Source organism: Duganella rhizosphaerae, from assembly GCF_040364205.1.
Lineage (GTDB): Bacteria > Pseudomonadota > Gammaproteobacteria > Burkholderiales > Burkholderiaceae_D > Rugamonas > Rugamonas rhizosphaerae.
The window spans coordinates 391,419-405,033 of the sequence record NZ_BPWK01000003.1; the positions used below are offsets into that span (position 1 = coordinate 391,419).

The window sequence follows — 13,615 nt, forward strand, 5'->3', positions numbered from 1 at the left end:
CATCGCTCAGTCGACGGCTGCCATGCGCAGCTCGTCGTTGTGATGGCGTTGCTGTTCTTCCATCACCAGTTGGCCCAGTTCGCGCTTGAGGGCGTTGAACTCGGCCGAGGCCGGATCGCGCATGCGCGGCAGTTCCACCATCAGGTCGCGCTTGACGGTGCCGGGACGGTAGGTCATCACCACGATGCGGTCGGCCAGGTAGATCGCTTCCTCGATGCTGTGGGTGACGAAGATGATGGTCTTCTTCAGCTCGGCCCAGATGCGCAGCAGTTCGTCCTGCAGATTGCGGCGGGTCAGCGCGTCGAGCGCGCCGAACGGCTCGTCCATCAGCATGATCGGCGAATCGAGCGCCAGCACGCGGGCGATCGCCACCCGCTGGCGCATGCCGCCCGACAGGTCCTTGGGAAAGCGGTTGCGGAAGTCGCTCAGCGACAGCATCGCCAGCAGCTTGTCGACGATGGCGTTGATCCCGGCCTTCGGCATGCCCTTGATCTCCAGGCCGAAGGCGACGTTGTCGGCCACCGTCATCCACGGGAACAGCGCGTATTCCTGGAACACCATGCCGCGCTCGGGACCGGGCGCCGTCACTTCCTTGCCGTCGGCGATGATGCGGCCGGAGCTCGGCGGCGCGAAGCCGGCGATCGCGTTCAGCAGGGTCGACTTGCCGCAGCCCGAAGGCCCCAGCAGGCAGACGAACTGGCCCTGCGGGATCTCCAGCTCGATGTCCTTGAGCGCCACCAGCTGGCGCTCGGCGGTCTGGAACACCTTGCTGACGTTGGCGACGACGATGTGGGTAGCGCTCATCTCAGTTCTCCAGGCCGCGGTGCCAGCGCAGCAGATGGTTGTTCAGCTTGTTGACGGCGGTGTCGATGATCAGGCCGATCAGGCCGATGGTGATCATGCCGGCCATGATCTTGTCCGACCAGAAGTACTCGCGCGCCTCCAGGATGCGGAAGCCCAGGCCGTTGTTCACGGCGATCATCTCGGACACGATCACCACGATGAAGGCGGTGCCGATGCCGATCCGCACGCCCGACAGGATGTAGGGCACGGCGGCCGGCAAGATCACCCGCACGAACATGGTGCTGCCGCTGGCGCCGAGGTTGCGCGCCGCGCGCAGGTAGATGCTGTCGACCTGGCGCACGCCGGCGATGGTGTTCATCAGCACCGGGAAGAAGGCGCCCAGCACGATCAGGAAGATGGCCGGCGGATTGCCCAGGCCGAACCACAAAATCGACAGCGGGATGTAGGCGATCGGCGGAATCGGCCGCAGCAGCTGCATCAGCGGATTGAGCCAGGCGTACACGGTCTGGCTGGCGCCCATCACCAGGCCCAGCGGCAGCGCCAGCGCGGCGCCGATGGCGAAGCCCACCACCACGCGGTACAGGCTGCCCAGGGCGTCGACGATCAGCTCGCCGGACACGGCCCACATCAGCCAGCTGCCCTGCTCCGGGCTGTACGGCTGGATCGGCAGCAGATAGGCGATCCAGCGTTCCAGCACCGCCAGCGGCGACGGCAGCATCTGCGGGTTGACCCAGCCCTTCATCGACACCAGCTGCCAGACGCCGATCACCAGCGCCGGCACGATCAGGCCGACGCCGGCCTCCTTCAGCTTGAACTTGGCCATTTACTTGACGCCCAGGCTTTTCTTGGCGGCGTCCAGCAGATCGGTCTTGACCCATTCCTTGGCGGCGGGCGGCTTGCTCATGCGGCCGACGCCGGTCTTGAACATGACGTCGGTGGTGATCTGGATGTGCTCGGGCGTGATGTCGTAGGAGTACGGCGAATTGCCGATGGCGTCGTCGAAATCGTCCTTGCTGATCTGGCCCTTGAACACCGTCTCGCGCACATACTTCTCGGCCACGGCCGGCTGCTCGATGAAGGTCTTGGTGGCCTCGACGAAGCAGCGCATGAACTTCTCGGCCAGCGGCCGCTTCTCCTTGTAGAACTTCTCGGTCATCACCATGGTGCGGATCGGCTCGCCGATCGGCGTGTCGTAGGGCTTGAGGATCTCGTTGCCGTAGCCCTTGTTGATCGACTGCGACGATTGCGGCTCGGAGTTCATCATGGCGTCGATGTTCTTGCCCAGCAGCGCCTGGTTCAGGTCGGCATAGGCCAGGTAGATCAGCTGCACGTCCTTGCCCGGCTGGTCGGACGCGGAGAGGCCGGCCTGTTGCAGCTCGGCCAGCAGCAGCACTTCCTGGATGCCGCCGCGCGTGACGCCGACCTTCTTGCCCTTCAGGTCCTTGACGCTTTTCAGTTTGAGCTCGGCGCGCCCGACCAGGCGCGCGCCGCCCTTGGCGAAACCGGCCACGACGAAGATGGGCGCGCCGCTGGCGCGGCCGGAGATGGCCGCCTCCGACGCGGTGGTGCCGACGTCGAGCTCACCGGCGATAATCCCCTGCATCACATCCAGTCCCTTGGCGAACACCCGCTCCTCGACCTTGATGCCGCACTTGGGGGCGATCTCCTTGATGTAGGAGACGGCGCCGTAGTGGGCGAACTTCAGGTTACCCAGCCGAACCACTTCCTGCGCCTGCGCGGCGCCGGCGGCGGCCAGCATGGCGGCGATGCTCAAGGTTTTGCCGATAGCGTTCAGATTCATCCATCTCTCCTGTCGTGGGTGGTACGGCTTGGAAATGCAGATCATACCAAGCTAGCGATGAGTTGCCTATCGCCGTCAATCCTTCAGGTATTTGTCGTAGATCGCCCGGTAGCGGCCGCTCTTGTGCAGCTGCGCCAGGCCGGCGTTGAAGTCGTCGCGGATGGCGGCGTCGCGGAACACCGGACGGTAGTCGTTGGGGTCGGCGCGGGTGAAGCTGTGCTCGTCCAGCGCCGGCATCACGAAGCCGGGCTGGCGCTGCCTGAGCAGGCGGGTGTAGTACTGGAAGATGCTGCGGTCGCTCAGCACCACCTCGTAGCGGCCCAGCGCCAGCAATTGCGGCTGCGCCTCCTGGCGGTTGCTCTCGACATAGTCGCGGCTGCGGACCAGCGCCTGCAGCCAGTTGGGGTAGCGCGCGGCCGCGCCGACGAAGGCATTCACGCTGTGGCCCCGCAAGTCCGGCGGCGTGCGGATCTGCAGTCCGCGGCTGGCCAGCGTGTAAAACACATTGTCGTAGATGACCGGCGCACTGCCGTAGTGGCCGCCGTAGCGCGTCATGTCCTCGCCGACGTCCATCATGATGGCGTCGATGGCGCCGGCCTTGAACGTGACCGGGATGCGGCCCATGGGCAGGTAGCGCGCCTGCAGCACGTGGCCGCGGTAGGCCAGCGCCTCGCGCACCAGCTCCACTTCGATGCCCGCATCCTCGCGCACTAATATAAAGGGCGGCAAATTGTCGCCGAAGGCCATGCTGACGGTGGCGGCGCCGGCCGGCCCGGCCAGCGCCAGTATCGTCGATAGGAAGAGGTAGGCTCGGTTCATGCGGCAAATGATAACAGGCCCGCCGCCGCCCGCGGCCTGCCCGATGGGGTAAAATGACGGCCACTGTTCATTCCGGGTTCATCATGCTAGACAATCTTACCCAACGCCTTGCCAAGGTCGTTAAAACCATGCGCGGCGAGGCCCGCCTGACCGAAGCCAACACCGCCGAGATGCTGCGCGAAGTGCGCCTGGCGCTGCTGGAGGCCGACGTCGCCCTGCCCGCCGTGCGCGAATTCATCGCCAAGGTCAAGGAAAAGGCCCTGGGCGAGGAAGTGATCTCCTCGCTGACGCCGGGCCAGGCCCTGGTCGGCGTGGTGCAGCGCGAGCTGGCCGCCATCATGGGCGCCGACCTCGGCCCCGAGGCCTCGCAGCTGAGCTTTGCCCAGCAGCCGCCCGCCATCATCCTGATGGCCGGTCTGCAGGGTGTGGGCAAGACCACCACCGTCGGCAAGCTGGCCAAGTACCTGAAGGAAGAGAAGAAAAAGAAAGTGCTGACCGTCTCGGCCGACGTGTATCGTCCCGCCGCGATCGCCCAGCTGCAGTCGGTCACGGCCCAGGTCGGCGCCGACTTCTTCCCGTCCACCGCGCAGGACAAGCCGGTCGACATCGCGCTGGCCGCGCTGGACTGGGCCAAGAAGCACTACCACGACGTGCTGATCATCGACACCGCCGGCCGTTTGGGCATCGACGAAGAGATGATGAAGGAAATCGCCGCCGTGCACGCGGCGGTCAAGCCGATCGAAACCCTGTTCGTGGTCGACGCCATGCTGGGCCAGGACGCGATCAACACCGCCAAGGCCTTCAACGACGCGCTGCCGCTGACCGGCATCGTGCTGACCAAGCTCGACGGCGACGCCCGCGGCGGCGCCGCGCTGTCGGTGCGCCACATCACCGGCAAGCCGATCAAGTTTGCCGGCGTGTCGGAAAAGCTCGACGGCCTGGAGGCGTTCGACCCGGTGCGCATGGCCAGCCGCGTGCTGGGCATGGGCGACATCATGGCGCTGGTGGAAGAGGCGCGCAAAGGCGTCGACACCAAGGCGGCGGCGGAACTGGCGGCCAAGGTCAAGTCGGGCGGCAAGTTCGACATGAACGACTTCAAGGCGCAGCTGGGCCAGATGAAGAAAATGGGCGGCATGGCCAGCCTGGTCGATAAACTGCCGGCGCAGTTCCAGCAGGCCGCCGGCGGCGCCAACATGGACCAGGCCGACAAGCAGGTGCGGCGCATGGTCGGCATCATCGACTCGATGACGCCGCAGGAGCGCGCCAAGCCGGAGCTGATCAAGGCCACCCGCAAACGCCGCATCGCGGCCGGCGCCGGCGTCCAGGTGCAGGAAGTGAACCGCATGCTGACCCAGTTCGAGCAGATGCAATCGATGATGAAAAAGCTGTCCGGCGGCGGCATGATGAAGATGATGCGCTCGATGAAGGGCATGATGCCGGGCATGCGCTAAGCTCGGGAAAAGCCTGCGCGGCAGAGGCAAACGCGGGAAAAGCGCGCCGTCGCGGTGCGCTGCCCGGCGAAAGCCCGTGTTTACGTGGTGTTTCCGGGAAAAAACGCGAAAAACACTTGCATACTCGGTAAATCACCACCAATATTAGCCGGTGCGATCAATTGCGCAATTTTCCATGTGTTCGTTAAGGAGGCTCGAAGATGGCAACAGCCAAAAAAACCCCAGCAGCAGCACCAGCTAAGAAAGCCGCCGCGAAACCGGCAGCCGCAAAAAAGGCAGCACCCGCAAAAGCAGCAGCCAAGCCAGCAGCAGTGAAAAAAGCAGCCGCACCGGCCGCACCGCGCAAACCGAACGCCGCCTTCATGAAAGCGATGACGCCATCGGCCACTCTGGCCGCCGTGGTTGGCGCAGCACCGCTGCCACGCACCGAAGTCACCAAAAAAGTCTGGGATTACATCAAGAAGCTCGACCTGCAAGATCCGGCCAACCGCCGCATGATCAATGCCGACGACAAGCTGAAAGCTGTGTTCGGCGGCAAAGCACAAGTGTCCATGTTCGAAATGACCAAGCTCATTTCCGACCACCTGAAATAAGCGCAGCGGCCAGTACAGCCGCGCCGGGATGCCGTCCTCGCTCACGCGATGACGGCATTTTTTATGGGCGGGATTTACTGCACCTTTTACTGCACCTTCCAGTTGTTCCAGGCCGACAGCACGGCGTTCGGATACTCCGGCTTGCCGCGGCTGCCGTTGTAGCGGCCCAGCGCCAGGTAGAGATTGCCCGCTTCCATGTCGATATACATGCGCAGGATGGCGCAGCCGTAGCGCAGGTTGGTCTGCATATTGAACAGCGCGCTGCGGTTGCGGTCGCCGATCACATTGGTCCAGAACGGCATCACCTGCATGTAGCCGCGCGCCCCCACCATCGACACCGCGTACTTGCGGTAGGCCGATTCCACCTGGATCAGGCCCAGCACCATGCCCGGCTCCAGGCCGGCGCGGCGCGCCTCGTACCAGACGGTGGTCAGGAACTCGTTGCGGGTTTGCTCGTCGGGCAGCTTGCGCTTCAGGCGCGACGACACCTGCGCCAGCCAGCCCTGGTAGCGCAGGCGCTCGCTGTCGGTGCGGAAGGTGGGCTGCGGCGGAGTCGCATCCTTGATGGCGTTCGACAGCGCCAGCCGAACCGAATCGGCCAGCGCTTCTTCCTTCTGGTTGCCGGCGTGGGCGGCGCCGGCCAGCGCCAGCGCCACCACACACCCGGCCAGCGTGCGCTTCACGTTCACGCCGCCATTTTGCCTTTGATGAAGCTGACGATGTCGGCCACCGGCACGGCGGTCGCTTCGGTGTCGCGGCGGCCCTGGTATTCCAGGTTGCCTTCCTTCAGGCCGCGGTCGCCGATCACCACGCGGTGCGGCACGCCGATCAGCTCCCAGTCGGCGAACATGCCGCCCGGACGCAGGCCGCGGTCGTCGAGGATGACGTCGATGCCGGCCGCCTGCGCGTCGGCGTACAGTTTCTCGGTCGCTTGCTTGACCGCCTCGCTGCGGTCCATGCCCATCGGGCACAGCACCAGCTCGAACGGTGCCAGCGAGGTCGGCCAGATGATGCCCTTGTCGTCGAAGTTCTGCTCGATCGCCGCGCCCAGGATGCGGGTCACGCCGATGCCGTAGCAACCCATCTGCAATGGCGCAGGCTTGCCGTTCTCGTCGAGGAAGGTGGCCTTCATCGATTCGGAGTACGCGGTGCCCAGCTGGAACACGTGGCCCACTTCGATGCCGCGCTCGATCGCCAGCACGCCCTTGCCGTCCGGCGAGGCGTCGCCCGCCACCACGTTGCGCAGGTCGGCCACGATGGTCGGCTCGGCCATGTCGCGGCCCCAGTTGGCGCCGGTGTAGTGGAAGCCGGCGTCGTTGGCGCCGCACACGAAGTCGGCCATGTTGGCGACCGTGCGGTCGGCCACCACGGTGACCGGCGCCTTGGTGCCGATCGGGCCCAGGTAGCCGGGCACGCAGCCGTACACTTCCAGGATCTCGGCTTCGGTCGAGAAGCGGTGCGCCGCCAGGCCGGCCACTTTGCCGACCTTGACTTCGTTCAGTTCGTGGTCGCCGCGCAGCAGCAACATGAAATACTGTTTAGCTACTTTGCCGTCGGTCTCGGTTTCCACCGTCAGCGCGATGGTTTTCACCGTCTGCGACAGCTCCAGCTTGAGCAGCTCGGCCACCGCTTCGCACTTGGTGGCGTTCGGGGTCGAGGTCTTGGTCAAAGCCTGGGCGGCGACCGGACGGCTTGCCGCCAGCGGCAGCGCCTCGGCCGCCTCCATATTGGCGGCGTAGTCCGAGGTCTCGCAATACACGATGGCGTCCTCGCCGGTGCTGGCGATGACGTGGAATTCGTGCGAACCGGTGCCGCCGATGGCGCCGTTGTCGGCCGCCACGGCGCGGAACTTCAGGCCGAAGCGGGTGAAGATCGAGACATAGGCGTCAAACATGACTTTGTACGACGCTTGCAGGCCGGCCAGGTCGCGGTCGAAGGAGTAAGCGTCCTTCATGGTGAACTCGCGGCCGCGCATCAGGCCGAAACGGGGACGGCGCTCGTCGCGGAATTTGGTCTGAATGTGGTAAAAATTCAACGGAAGCTGCCGGTAGGATTTAATTTCCGAACGCACCACATCGGTGATGACTTCTTCCGAAGTCGGCTGGATCGCGAAATCGCGGCCGTGACGGTCCTTCACGCGCATCAGCTCCGGACCCATCTTGTCCCAGCGTCCGGTCTCCTGCCAGAGCTCGGCCGGCTGCACCAAAGGCATCAGCAGCTCAATGGCGGCGGCCTTGTTCATCTCTTCGCGGACGATGGCCTCGACTTTGCGGATGACGCGCAGGCCCATCGGCATGTAGGTATAAATGCCCGAACCGAGGCGTTTGATCATGCCGGCGCGCATCATCAACTGATGGCTGACGATCTCGGCGTCGGACGGCGCTTCTTTAAGCGTGGAAATAAAAAATCGTGAGGCGCGCATACGGTGAATTCTTTTTAAAAAGAGAGAGTTATAATCAACCTAATTTTAAAGGATTAGCTGGCTGATGCGTCCATACTTTATACAAATGCGTTCAATTGATGCCTCTCCGGCCGTTTTCGTACCCCGAAAACCCAGCCGGAGCGCGGTTTTGTGGGCAAAAATATAAGCAGGGAGCTCGGTCGCAGAAAGTTTGAGGTGCAAAATGCTCGATCGTGAAGGGTTCCGGCCCAACGTCGGCATCATCCTGCTAAACGCCCAGAACGAGGTGTGGTGGGGCAAGCGGGTGCGCGAGCACTCATGGCAATTTCCGCAAGGCGGCATCAAGTACGGAGAAACGCCGGAACAGGCGATGTATCGGGAGCTGGAAGAAGAGATCGGATTACGGGCGGAGCATGTCAAAATCGTCGGCCGCACGCGCGATTGGCTGCGCTACGAGGTGCCCGACCACTTCATCAAGCGCGAGATTCGCGGCCATTACCGTGGCCAGAAGCAGATTTGGTTCCTGCTGCGCATGTGCGCCCGCGACAACGACGTCAACCTGCGCCTGACCGACCATCCCGAATTCGACGCCTGGCGCTGGCACGATTACTGGGTGCCGCTGGACGTGGTGATCGAATTCAAGCGCGACGTCTACCAGCGCGCCCTGCAGGAGCTGTCGCGCTTCCTGACCTGGCCGGCCAACGGCCACGAGCGCCGGCATCACGGTTCGCGCTACCTGCGCCAGCCGCACCCGCCGCGGCCGAATCCGGAAGCGCCGGGCTCGACCTGCGGCACGGAAGCGCCGGCAGAGGCGGCCGCGGCAGCCGAGCCGCAAAAGAAGATCGGCTGAAGTGATCGGCCAAGCAAAACGGGACAGTCTGACTGTCCCGTTTTTTTTACCCCGCACCGCCATGCGGGGTCTGACCCCGGATGGGGTCAGACCCCTAAGTGGCATGGCAAGCGTATCGCTTAGGCACGCGGGTTTGTTCAGACGATGCGGCAAGCCTCGTCGAACGCCAGGCGCGGCGCGCGCGGGCGCAGCTTGGCGGGGTCGCCATAGCCGAGGTTGCACAGGAAGTTGGACTTGACCGCGCTGCCGACAAAGAAGGCCTGGTCCACCTTGGCGTTGTCGAAGCCGGACATCGGTCCGCAGTCGAGGCCGATGGCGCGCGCCGCCATGATCAGGTAGCCGCCTTGCAGCGACGCGTTGCGGAAGGCGGTGGACTGGATCGCCGCATCGTTGCCGGCGAACCAGGAACGGGCGTCGACCGCCGGCGACAGCTGCGGCAGCTTTTCGTAAAACTCCATGTCCATGCCGACGATGACGGTGACCGGCGCCGCCATGGTCTTGTCGGCGTTGCCGGCCGACAGCGCCGGCAGCAGCCTGGCCTTGGCTTCCGGCGAGCGCACGAACACCAGCCGCGCCGGCGATCCGTTGGCCGAGGTCGGCGCCCATTTCATCAGGTCGTACAGCAGTTCCAGCTGGGCGTCGCTGACGGCGCGGTCCAGCCAGCCGTTGTGGGTGCGGGCGGTGTAGAACAGGGTGTCGAGGGCGGTTTGATTGAGCATGGTCGATCCATCAAGTTTAATGAATTGCTATGGCGATACAGGGTCACAGTACACATTTTATCCAGCGGGTACAATGGCGCCATGTTTAATCCATCTTCCGACGACGTGCGCCGCTTCTTTTGCGAGACCTTCCGCAAGCAGCGCGCCAACGAAATCCTGACGCCGCTTGAAACCATGGCGGCCGACTGGGTGCGCCACCATCCCGAATACCACGACGTGCTGAGCGACGTCGACGCCGCGCTCGCGCGCGACTACTCGGTCGAAGGCGCGCAAGCCAACCCGTTTTTGCATTTGTCCATGCACCTGTCGATCGACGAGCAGATCTCGATCGACCAGCCGCGCGGCATCCGCGACGCCGCCACCGCGCTCACACTGAAGCTGGACGACGCCCACGCGGCGCACCACGAAATCATGGAATGCCTGGGCGAGATGATCTGGAACGCCCAGCGCAACGGCCTGCCGCCGGACGGCGACGCCTACATCGAAGCGGTCAAGCGCCGCCTCAAATAAGTCGGGGGTCAAGTCTGACATTCGGACACGGCCTCTGCCGTAGCAGCCGCTACGGCAGAGGCCGTGTCCGAATGTCAGACTTGACCCCCGTGGTTTTTTTGCTGACTACGGTCGGCTTAGCGGTGGACTGCCAGCGTGCCGGGCAGGCTGTGCAGGTAGGCCGCCAGGTCCTTGATGTCCTGGTTGCTCAGCGGCTTGACCTGGCCGGTCATGATCGCGTTGTTGCGGCCGTTGGCGCCGTCGCCGCGCTTGTAGGCGGTCAGCGCGTGCTCCAGGTAGTCCTTGTGCTGGCCGGCCAGCTTCGGATAGCTGGGGTCGATCGGGGTGTTGAAATCCTTGCCGTGGCAGGCGAAGCAGCTGTACTTGTCGGCCAAGGCCTTGCCGGCGTCGATATTGCCGCCGGCTATGGCGGAGAAGGAAACGGCGGAGCAGAACAGCGCGGTGATCAGTTTTTTCATGTCGTCGGTCCTCATTTCGCGGCGGTGGCGGTGGCGGTCTGCTGCGAGTAGAACGCGGCAACGTCGGCGATGTCCTGGTCCGACAGGCTGCCGGCGATGCCCTTCATCGACGGATGCTTGCGGTCACCCTTTTGATACGCCTTCAACGCACCCTCGATGTACTTGGCCGACTGGCCGCCTATCATCGGCACCTGGAACACTTCCGGGAACGTGGCCTTGTAGCCGGGGATGCCGTGGCAACCGATGCACATTTCAATCTTGCCCTTGGCGTTCTGGGCATTGCCCACGATGTCCGCCGCCGTGGCGAGTTGGGCGAGGCCTGCGAGCACGAGGAGTGCGGTGATTTTTTTCATGGTATTTGCAAGGTAAGTAATCGGATACTACCGCGGATGCAAAACTTGACTTTTGCACTATTAACCTGCGATTCTAACTCAAGACTTTCGGCTACGCTACAGGGAATCATTGCCGCAACAACACACTGTCAAGCCCGGCCGGCCGAGCACCTCCTCTAACGAACTCCCCTATACTCTTGCCTATCCTCCCTACTTTTTGAGATCGCCACGCATGCACGCCAAACAACGCTTTGAAGGTTCCGACCAGTACGTCGCCACCAATGACCTGAAACTGGCCGTGAATGCGGCTTTGACGCTGCAGCGCCCGCTGCTGATCAAGGGCGAGCCGGGCACCGGCAAGACCATGCTGGCCGAGGAAGTGGCGGCCGCGCTGAACATGCCGCTGATGCAATGGCATATCAAGTCCACCACCAAGGCGCAACAGGGGCTGTACGAATATGACGCAGTGTCGCGTTTGCGCGACTCCCAGCTGGGCGACGAGCGCGTGCGCGACATCCACAACTACATCGTCAAGGGCGTGCTGTGGCAAGCGTTCACCGCGCCCGAGCCGGTGGTGCTGCTGATCGACGAGATCGACAAGGCCGACATCGAGTTCCCCAACGACCTGCTGCGCGAGCTCGACCGCATGGAGTTCTACGTCTACGAAACCCGCGAAATGGTGCAGGCCAAGCACCGCCCGCTGGTCATCATCACCTCCAACAACGAGAAAGAGCTGCCGGACGCCTTCCTGCGCCGCTGCTTCTTCCACTACATCAAGTTCCCGGACCGCGACACGATGGAACAGATCGTCGCCGTCCACTATCCGAATCTGAAGAAAGAGCTGCTGGCGCAGGCGCTGCAAACCTTCTACGAGGTGCGCGACGTGCCGGGCCTGAAGAAAAAGCCGTCGACCTCGGAATTCCTCGACTGGCTCAAACTGCTGCTGGCCGAGGACATCCCGGCCGAGGCGCTGCGCAGCAAGGACGCCAAGGCCATCGTGCCGCCGCTGCACGGCGCCCTGCTCAAGAACGAGCAGGACGTGCACCTGTTCGAACGCCTGGTGGCCATGAACCGGGCCAACCGCTGATGAACCAGCTCGCCCGCCCCGCCGCCCCGATCGCCCCCGTCACGCTGGAACTGCACGGCGTGCGGCTGGAACCGCTCGGCCCGCAGCACGCCGACGGCCTGCGCGCGGCCGCCGACGACGGCCAGCTGTGGCAACTGCGCGTGACCTCGGTGCCGGAGCCGGAACAGGTCGACGCCTACATCGCCACCGCGCTGGAGATGCGCCCCGGCCGGCTGGCGTTCGCCGTGGTCGAGGTCGCCAGCGGCGCCGTCATCGGCACCACCAGCTACCACGACATCGTGCCGGCCATCGCCAGATTGGAGATCGGTTATACCTGGTATGGCAAGAGCCGCCAGCGCAGCCACGTCAACACCACCTGCAAGCTGCTGCTGATGACGCACGCCTTCGAGACGCTGGGCGCGGCGCTGGTGGGCCTGCGCACCGACAATTTCAACTTCGCCTCGCAGGCGGCGATCGAGCGGCTGGGCGCGAAGAAGGACGGCGTGCTGCGCCACCACGCGCTGCGCCGCGACGGCACCGTGCGCGACACCGTGATGTACAGCATCGCCGCCGGCGAATGGCCGGAGATCAAGGCGCAGCTGCGCTACAAGCTGGCGCAACACGGGACCCTCTGACATGCTGATCGATTTCTTCTTTACGCTGAAGGACGCCAAGATCCCGGTCACGATCAAGGAGTTCCTGACGCTGCTCGAGGCGATGCAGCAGAACGTCATCGAGGCCTCGATGGACGACTTCTACTACCTGTCGCGCCTGACGCTGGTCAAGGACGAGGCCCACTTCGACAAGTTCGACCGCGCCTTCGCCCAGTACTTCAAGGGCATCAACGCCGCCTTCGAGACCAACGCCGCGATCCCGCTGGACTGGCTGCTCAAGCGCATGCAGCGCGAGCTGAGCGAGGAGCAGAAGGCGCAGCTGGAAAAATTCGGCTACGACAAGCTGATGGACCGCCTGAATGAACTGCTGAAGGAACAGAAGGAACGCCACGAAGGCGGCAGCAAGTGGATCGGCACCGGCGGCACCTCGCCGTTCGGCAACGGCGGCACCAATCCCGAGGGCGTGCGCATCGGCGGCAAGGGCGGCAACCGCACCGCGGTCAAGGTGTGGGAGGCGCGCGCCTACAAGGACTACGACGGCGAACGCGAGATCGGCACCCGCAACATCAAGGTGGCGCTGCGCCGGCTGCGCAAGTTCGCGCGCCAGGGCGCCGAGGACGAACTGGCGCTGGACGCCACCATCCGCGCCACCGCCAACAACGCCGGCTTCCTCGACATCAAGATGCAGCCCGAGCGCAAGAACAACATCAAGGTGCTGATGCTGTTCGACGTCGGCGGCACCATGGACGACCACATCGAGCGCACCGAGGAGCTGTTCTCGGCCGCCAAGACCGAGTTCAAGAACATGGAGTTCTTCTACTTCCACAACTGCGTGTACGACTACATGTGGAAGAACAACCGCCGGCGCAACTCGGAACGCTTCCCGACCTGGGACATCCTGCGCAAATACCCGCCGGACACCAAGCTGATCTTCGTCGGCGACGCCACCATGAGCCCCTACGAGGTGCTGCAGCCGGGCGGCTCGGTCGAGTACAACAACGAAGAGGCGGGCAGCGCCTGGCTGGCGCGCTTCACCGGCGCCTTCCCCAAGTTCGCCTGGCTCAATCCGGAGCCGGAGGGCGTGTGGCAGTACCGGCAATCGATCGCCATCATCCGCCAGCTGATGAACGAGCGCATGTTCCCGCTGACCATGGACGGCCTGGAGCGCGCCATGCGCACGTTGAGCAAATAAGCGCC

The 13,615-nt window shown here is 64.1% G+C and carries 16 protein-coding genes; 7 read left to right on the forward strand and 9 right to left on the reverse strand.

Going from position 1 to position 13,615, the window contains the following annotated elements; all coding sequences use genetic code 11:
* Nucleotides 1-6: 6 nt before the first annotated feature.
* From RUGAMON1_RS09025 to RUGAMON1_RS09040, 4 genes are all read right to left on the reverse strand, one after another.
* Nucleotides 7-804, reverse strand: coding sequence for an ABC transporter ATP-binding protein (locus RUGAMON1_RS09025; protein WP_445230184.1), 798 nt, complete (start codon nucleotides 802-804; stop codon nucleotides 7-9).
* Nucleotide 805: 1 nt separating this feature from the next.
* The gene (locus tag RUGAMON1_RS09030) at nucleotides 806-1,627 is read right to left on the reverse strand and encodes an ABC transporter permease (protein ID WP_445230185.1); all 822 of its coding nucleotides are present in this window, start codon (nucleotides 1,625-1,627) and stop codon (nucleotides 806-808) included.
* The gene (locus RUGAMON1_RS09035; RefSeq protein WP_445230186.1) at nucleotides 1,628-2,605 is read right to left on the reverse strand and encodes an ABC transporter substrate-binding protein; all 978 of its coding nucleotides are present in this window, start codon (nucleotides 2,603-2,605) and stop codon (nucleotides 1,628-1,630) included.
* 75 nt (nucleotides 2,606-2,680) lie between these two features.
* The gene (locus tag RUGAMON1_RS09040) at nucleotides 2,681-3,424 is read right to left on the reverse strand and encodes a substrate-binding periplasmic protein (protein WP_445230187.1); all 744 of its coding nucleotides are present in this window, start codon (nucleotides 3,422-3,424) and stop codon (nucleotides 2,681-2,683) included.
* An 83-nt stretch (nucleotides 3,425-3,507) separates the two neighbouring features.
* Between RUGAMON1_RS09040 and ffh the strand changes: the two genes are divergently transcribed.
* Both ffh and RUGAMON1_RS09050 read left to right on the forward strand, forming a co-directional pair.
* Nucleotides 3,508-4,875 (forward strand): signal recognition particle protein, encoded by a 1,368-nt coding sequence (gene ffh / locus RUGAMON1_RS09045; protein WP_445230188.1) that lies wholly within the window; start codon nucleotides 3,508-3,510, stop codon nucleotides 4,873-4,875.
* A 200-nt stretch (nucleotides 4,876-5,075) separates the two neighbouring features.
* Nucleotides 5,076-5,468, forward strand: a complete 393-nt coding sequence (locus RUGAMON1_RS09050; RefSeq protein WP_116991652.1) for an SWIB/MDM2 domain-containing protein — start codon at nucleotides 5,076-5,078, stop codon at nucleotides 5,466-5,468.
* Nucleotides 5,469-5,554: 86 nt separating this feature from the next.
* Here the strand turns inward: RUGAMON1_RS09050 and RUGAMON1_RS09055 are convergent, their stop codons facing one another.
* Entirely contained in the window at nucleotides 5,555-6,157 is a 603-nt protein-coding gene (locus tag RUGAMON1_RS09055) for a lytic transglycosylase domain-containing protein (RefSeq protein WP_445230189.1), read from the reverse strand.
* Nucleotides 6,154-7,890 (reverse strand): proline--tRNA ligase, encoded by a 1,737-nt coding sequence (locus tag RUGAMON1_RS09060; RefSeq protein ID WP_445230190.1) that lies wholly within the window; start codon nucleotides 7,888-7,890, stop codon nucleotides 6,154-6,156. Before RUGAMON1_RS09060 ends, RUGAMON1_RS09055 begins: the two co-directional genes overlap by 4 nt.
* Before the next feature lie 202 nt (nucleotides 7,891-8,092).
* Here RUGAMON1_RS09060 and RUGAMON1_RS09065 point away from each other — a divergent pair, with 202 nt between their 5' ends.
* Entirely contained in the window at nucleotides 8,093-8,719 is a 627-nt protein-coding gene (locus tag RUGAMON1_RS09065; RefSeq protein ID WP_445230191.1) for an RNA pyrophosphohydrolase, read from the forward strand.
* Nucleotides 8,720-8,856: 137 nt separating this feature from the next.
* Here the strand turns inward: RUGAMON1_RS09065 and RUGAMON1_RS09070 are convergent, their stop codons facing one another.
* A complete protein-coding gene (locus tag RUGAMON1_RS09070) occupies nucleotides 8,857-9,438 on the reverse strand; it encodes a malonic semialdehyde reductase (RefSeq protein ID WP_445230192.1) in 582 nt (193 codons plus the stop codon).
* An 81-nt stretch (nucleotides 9,439-9,519) separates the two neighbouring features.
* Between RUGAMON1_RS09070 and RUGAMON1_RS09075 the strand changes: the two genes are divergently transcribed.
* On the forward strand, nucleotides 9,520-9,948 hold the full coding sequence (locus RUGAMON1_RS09075; RefSeq protein WP_445230193.1) for a DUF1841 family protein: 429 nt from the start codon (nucleotides 9,520-9,522) through the stop codon (nucleotides 9,946-9,948).
* Nucleotides 9,949-10,064: 116 nt separating this feature from the next.
* Here RUGAMON1_RS09075 and RUGAMON1_RS09080 read toward each other — a convergent pair whose 3' ends face one another.
* Complete coding sequence (locus RUGAMON1_RS09080; RefSeq protein WP_445230194.1) at nucleotides 10,065-10,406, reverse strand: c-type cytochrome; 342 nt, start codon at nucleotides 10,404-10,406, stop codon at nucleotides 10,065-10,067.
* Nucleotides 10,407-10,417: 11 nt separating this feature from the next.
* The gene (locus RUGAMON1_RS09085) at nucleotides 10,418-10,759 is read right to left on the reverse strand and encodes a c-type cytochrome (RefSeq protein ID WP_445230195.1); all 342 of its coding nucleotides are present in this window, start codon (nucleotides 10,757-10,759) and stop codon (nucleotides 10,418-10,420) included.
* Nucleotides 10,760-10,970: 211 nt separating this feature from the next.
* On the opposite strand from RUGAMON1_RS09085, the gene RUGAMON1_RS09090 reads away from it, so the two are divergent.
* From RUGAMON1_RS09090 to RUGAMON1_RS09100, 3 genes are read left to right on the forward strand one after another with little or no spacing between them, the layout of a single operon-like run.
* Entirely contained in the window at nucleotides 10,971-11,825 is an 855-nt protein-coding gene (locus tag RUGAMON1_RS09090) for an AAA family ATPase (RefSeq protein WP_445230196.1), read from the forward strand.
* Nucleotides 11,825-12,439: a GNAT family N-acetyltransferase gene (locus tag RUGAMON1_RS09095; RefSeq protein ID WP_445230197.1), complete on the forward strand. Its 615-nt coding sequence runs from the start codon at nucleotides 11,825-11,827 to the stop codon at nucleotides 12,437-12,439. Before RUGAMON1_RS09090 ends, RUGAMON1_RS09095 begins: the two co-directional genes overlap by 1 nt.
* 1 nt (nucleotide 12,440) lies before the next feature.
* Nucleotides 12,441-13,610, forward strand: coding sequence for a vWA domain-containing protein (locus RUGAMON1_RS09100; protein ID WP_445230198.1), 1,170 nt, complete (start codon nucleotides 12,441-12,443; stop codon nucleotides 13,608-13,610).
* Nucleotides 13,611-13,615: the final 5 nt, after the last annotated feature.

Excerpts from the sequence above, each read along its gene's own strand:
- RUGAMON1_RS09025 (WP_445230184.1), bottom strand. The coding sequence starts at position 804 with ATGAGCGCTACCCACATCGTCGTCGCCAACGTCAGCAAGGTGTTCCAG.
- RUGAMON1_RS09030 (WP_445230185.1), bottom strand. The coding sequence starts at position 1,627 with ATGGCCAAGTTCAAGCTGAAGGAGGCCGGCGTCGGCCTGATCGTGCCG.
- RUGAMON1_RS09035 (WP_445230186.1), bottom strand. The coding sequence starts at position 2,605 with ATGAATCTGAACGCTATCGGCAAAACCTTGAGCATCGCCGCCATGCTG.
- RUGAMON1_RS09040 (WP_445230187.1), bottom strand. The coding sequence starts at position 3,424 with ATGAACCGAGCCTACCTCTTCCTATCGACGATACTGGCGCTGGCCGGG.
- ffh (WP_445230188.1), top strand. The coding sequence starts at position 3,508 with ATGCTAGACAATCTTACCCAACGCCTTGCCAAGGTCGTTAAAACCATG.
- RUGAMON1_RS09050 (WP_116991652.1), top strand. The coding sequence starts at position 5,076 with ATGGCAACAGCCAAAAAAACCCCAGCAGCAGCACCAGCTAAGAAAGCC.
- RUGAMON1_RS09060 (WP_445230190.1), bottom strand. The coding sequence starts at position 7,890 with ATGCGCGCCTCACGATTTTTTATTTCCACGCTTAAAGAAGCGCCGTCC.
- RUGAMON1_RS09065 (WP_445230191.1), top strand. The coding sequence starts at position 8,093 with ATGCTCGATCGTGAAGGGTTCCGGCCCAACGTCGGCATCATCCTGCTA.
- RUGAMON1_RS09070 (WP_445230192.1), bottom strand. The coding sequence starts at position 9,438 with ATGCTCAATCAAACCGCCCTCGACACCCTGTTCTACACCGCCCGCACC.
- RUGAMON1_RS09075 (WP_445230193.1), top strand. The coding sequence starts at position 9,520 with ATGTTTAATCCATCTTCCGACGACGTGCGCCGCTTCTTTTGCGAGACC.
- RUGAMON1_RS09080 (WP_445230194.1), bottom strand. The coding sequence starts at position 10,406 with ATGAAAAAACTGATCACCGCGCTGTTCTGCTCCGCCGTTTCCTTCTCC.
- RUGAMON1_RS09085 (WP_445230195.1), bottom strand. The coding sequence starts at position 10,759 with ATGAAAAAAATCACCGCACTCCTCGTGCTCGCAGGCCTCGCCCAACTC.
- RUGAMON1_RS09090 (WP_445230196.1), top strand. The coding sequence starts at position 10,971 with ATGCACGCCAAACAACGCTTTGAAGGTTCCGACCAGTACGTCGCCACC.
- RUGAMON1_RS09095 (WP_445230197.1), top strand. The coding sequence starts at position 11,825 with ATGAACCAGCTCGCCCGCCCCGCCGCCCCGATCGCCCCCGTCACGCTG.
- RUGAMON1_RS09100 (WP_445230198.1), top strand. The coding sequence starts at position 12,441 with ATGCTGATCGATTTCTTCTTTACGCTGAAGGACGCCAAGATCCCGGTC.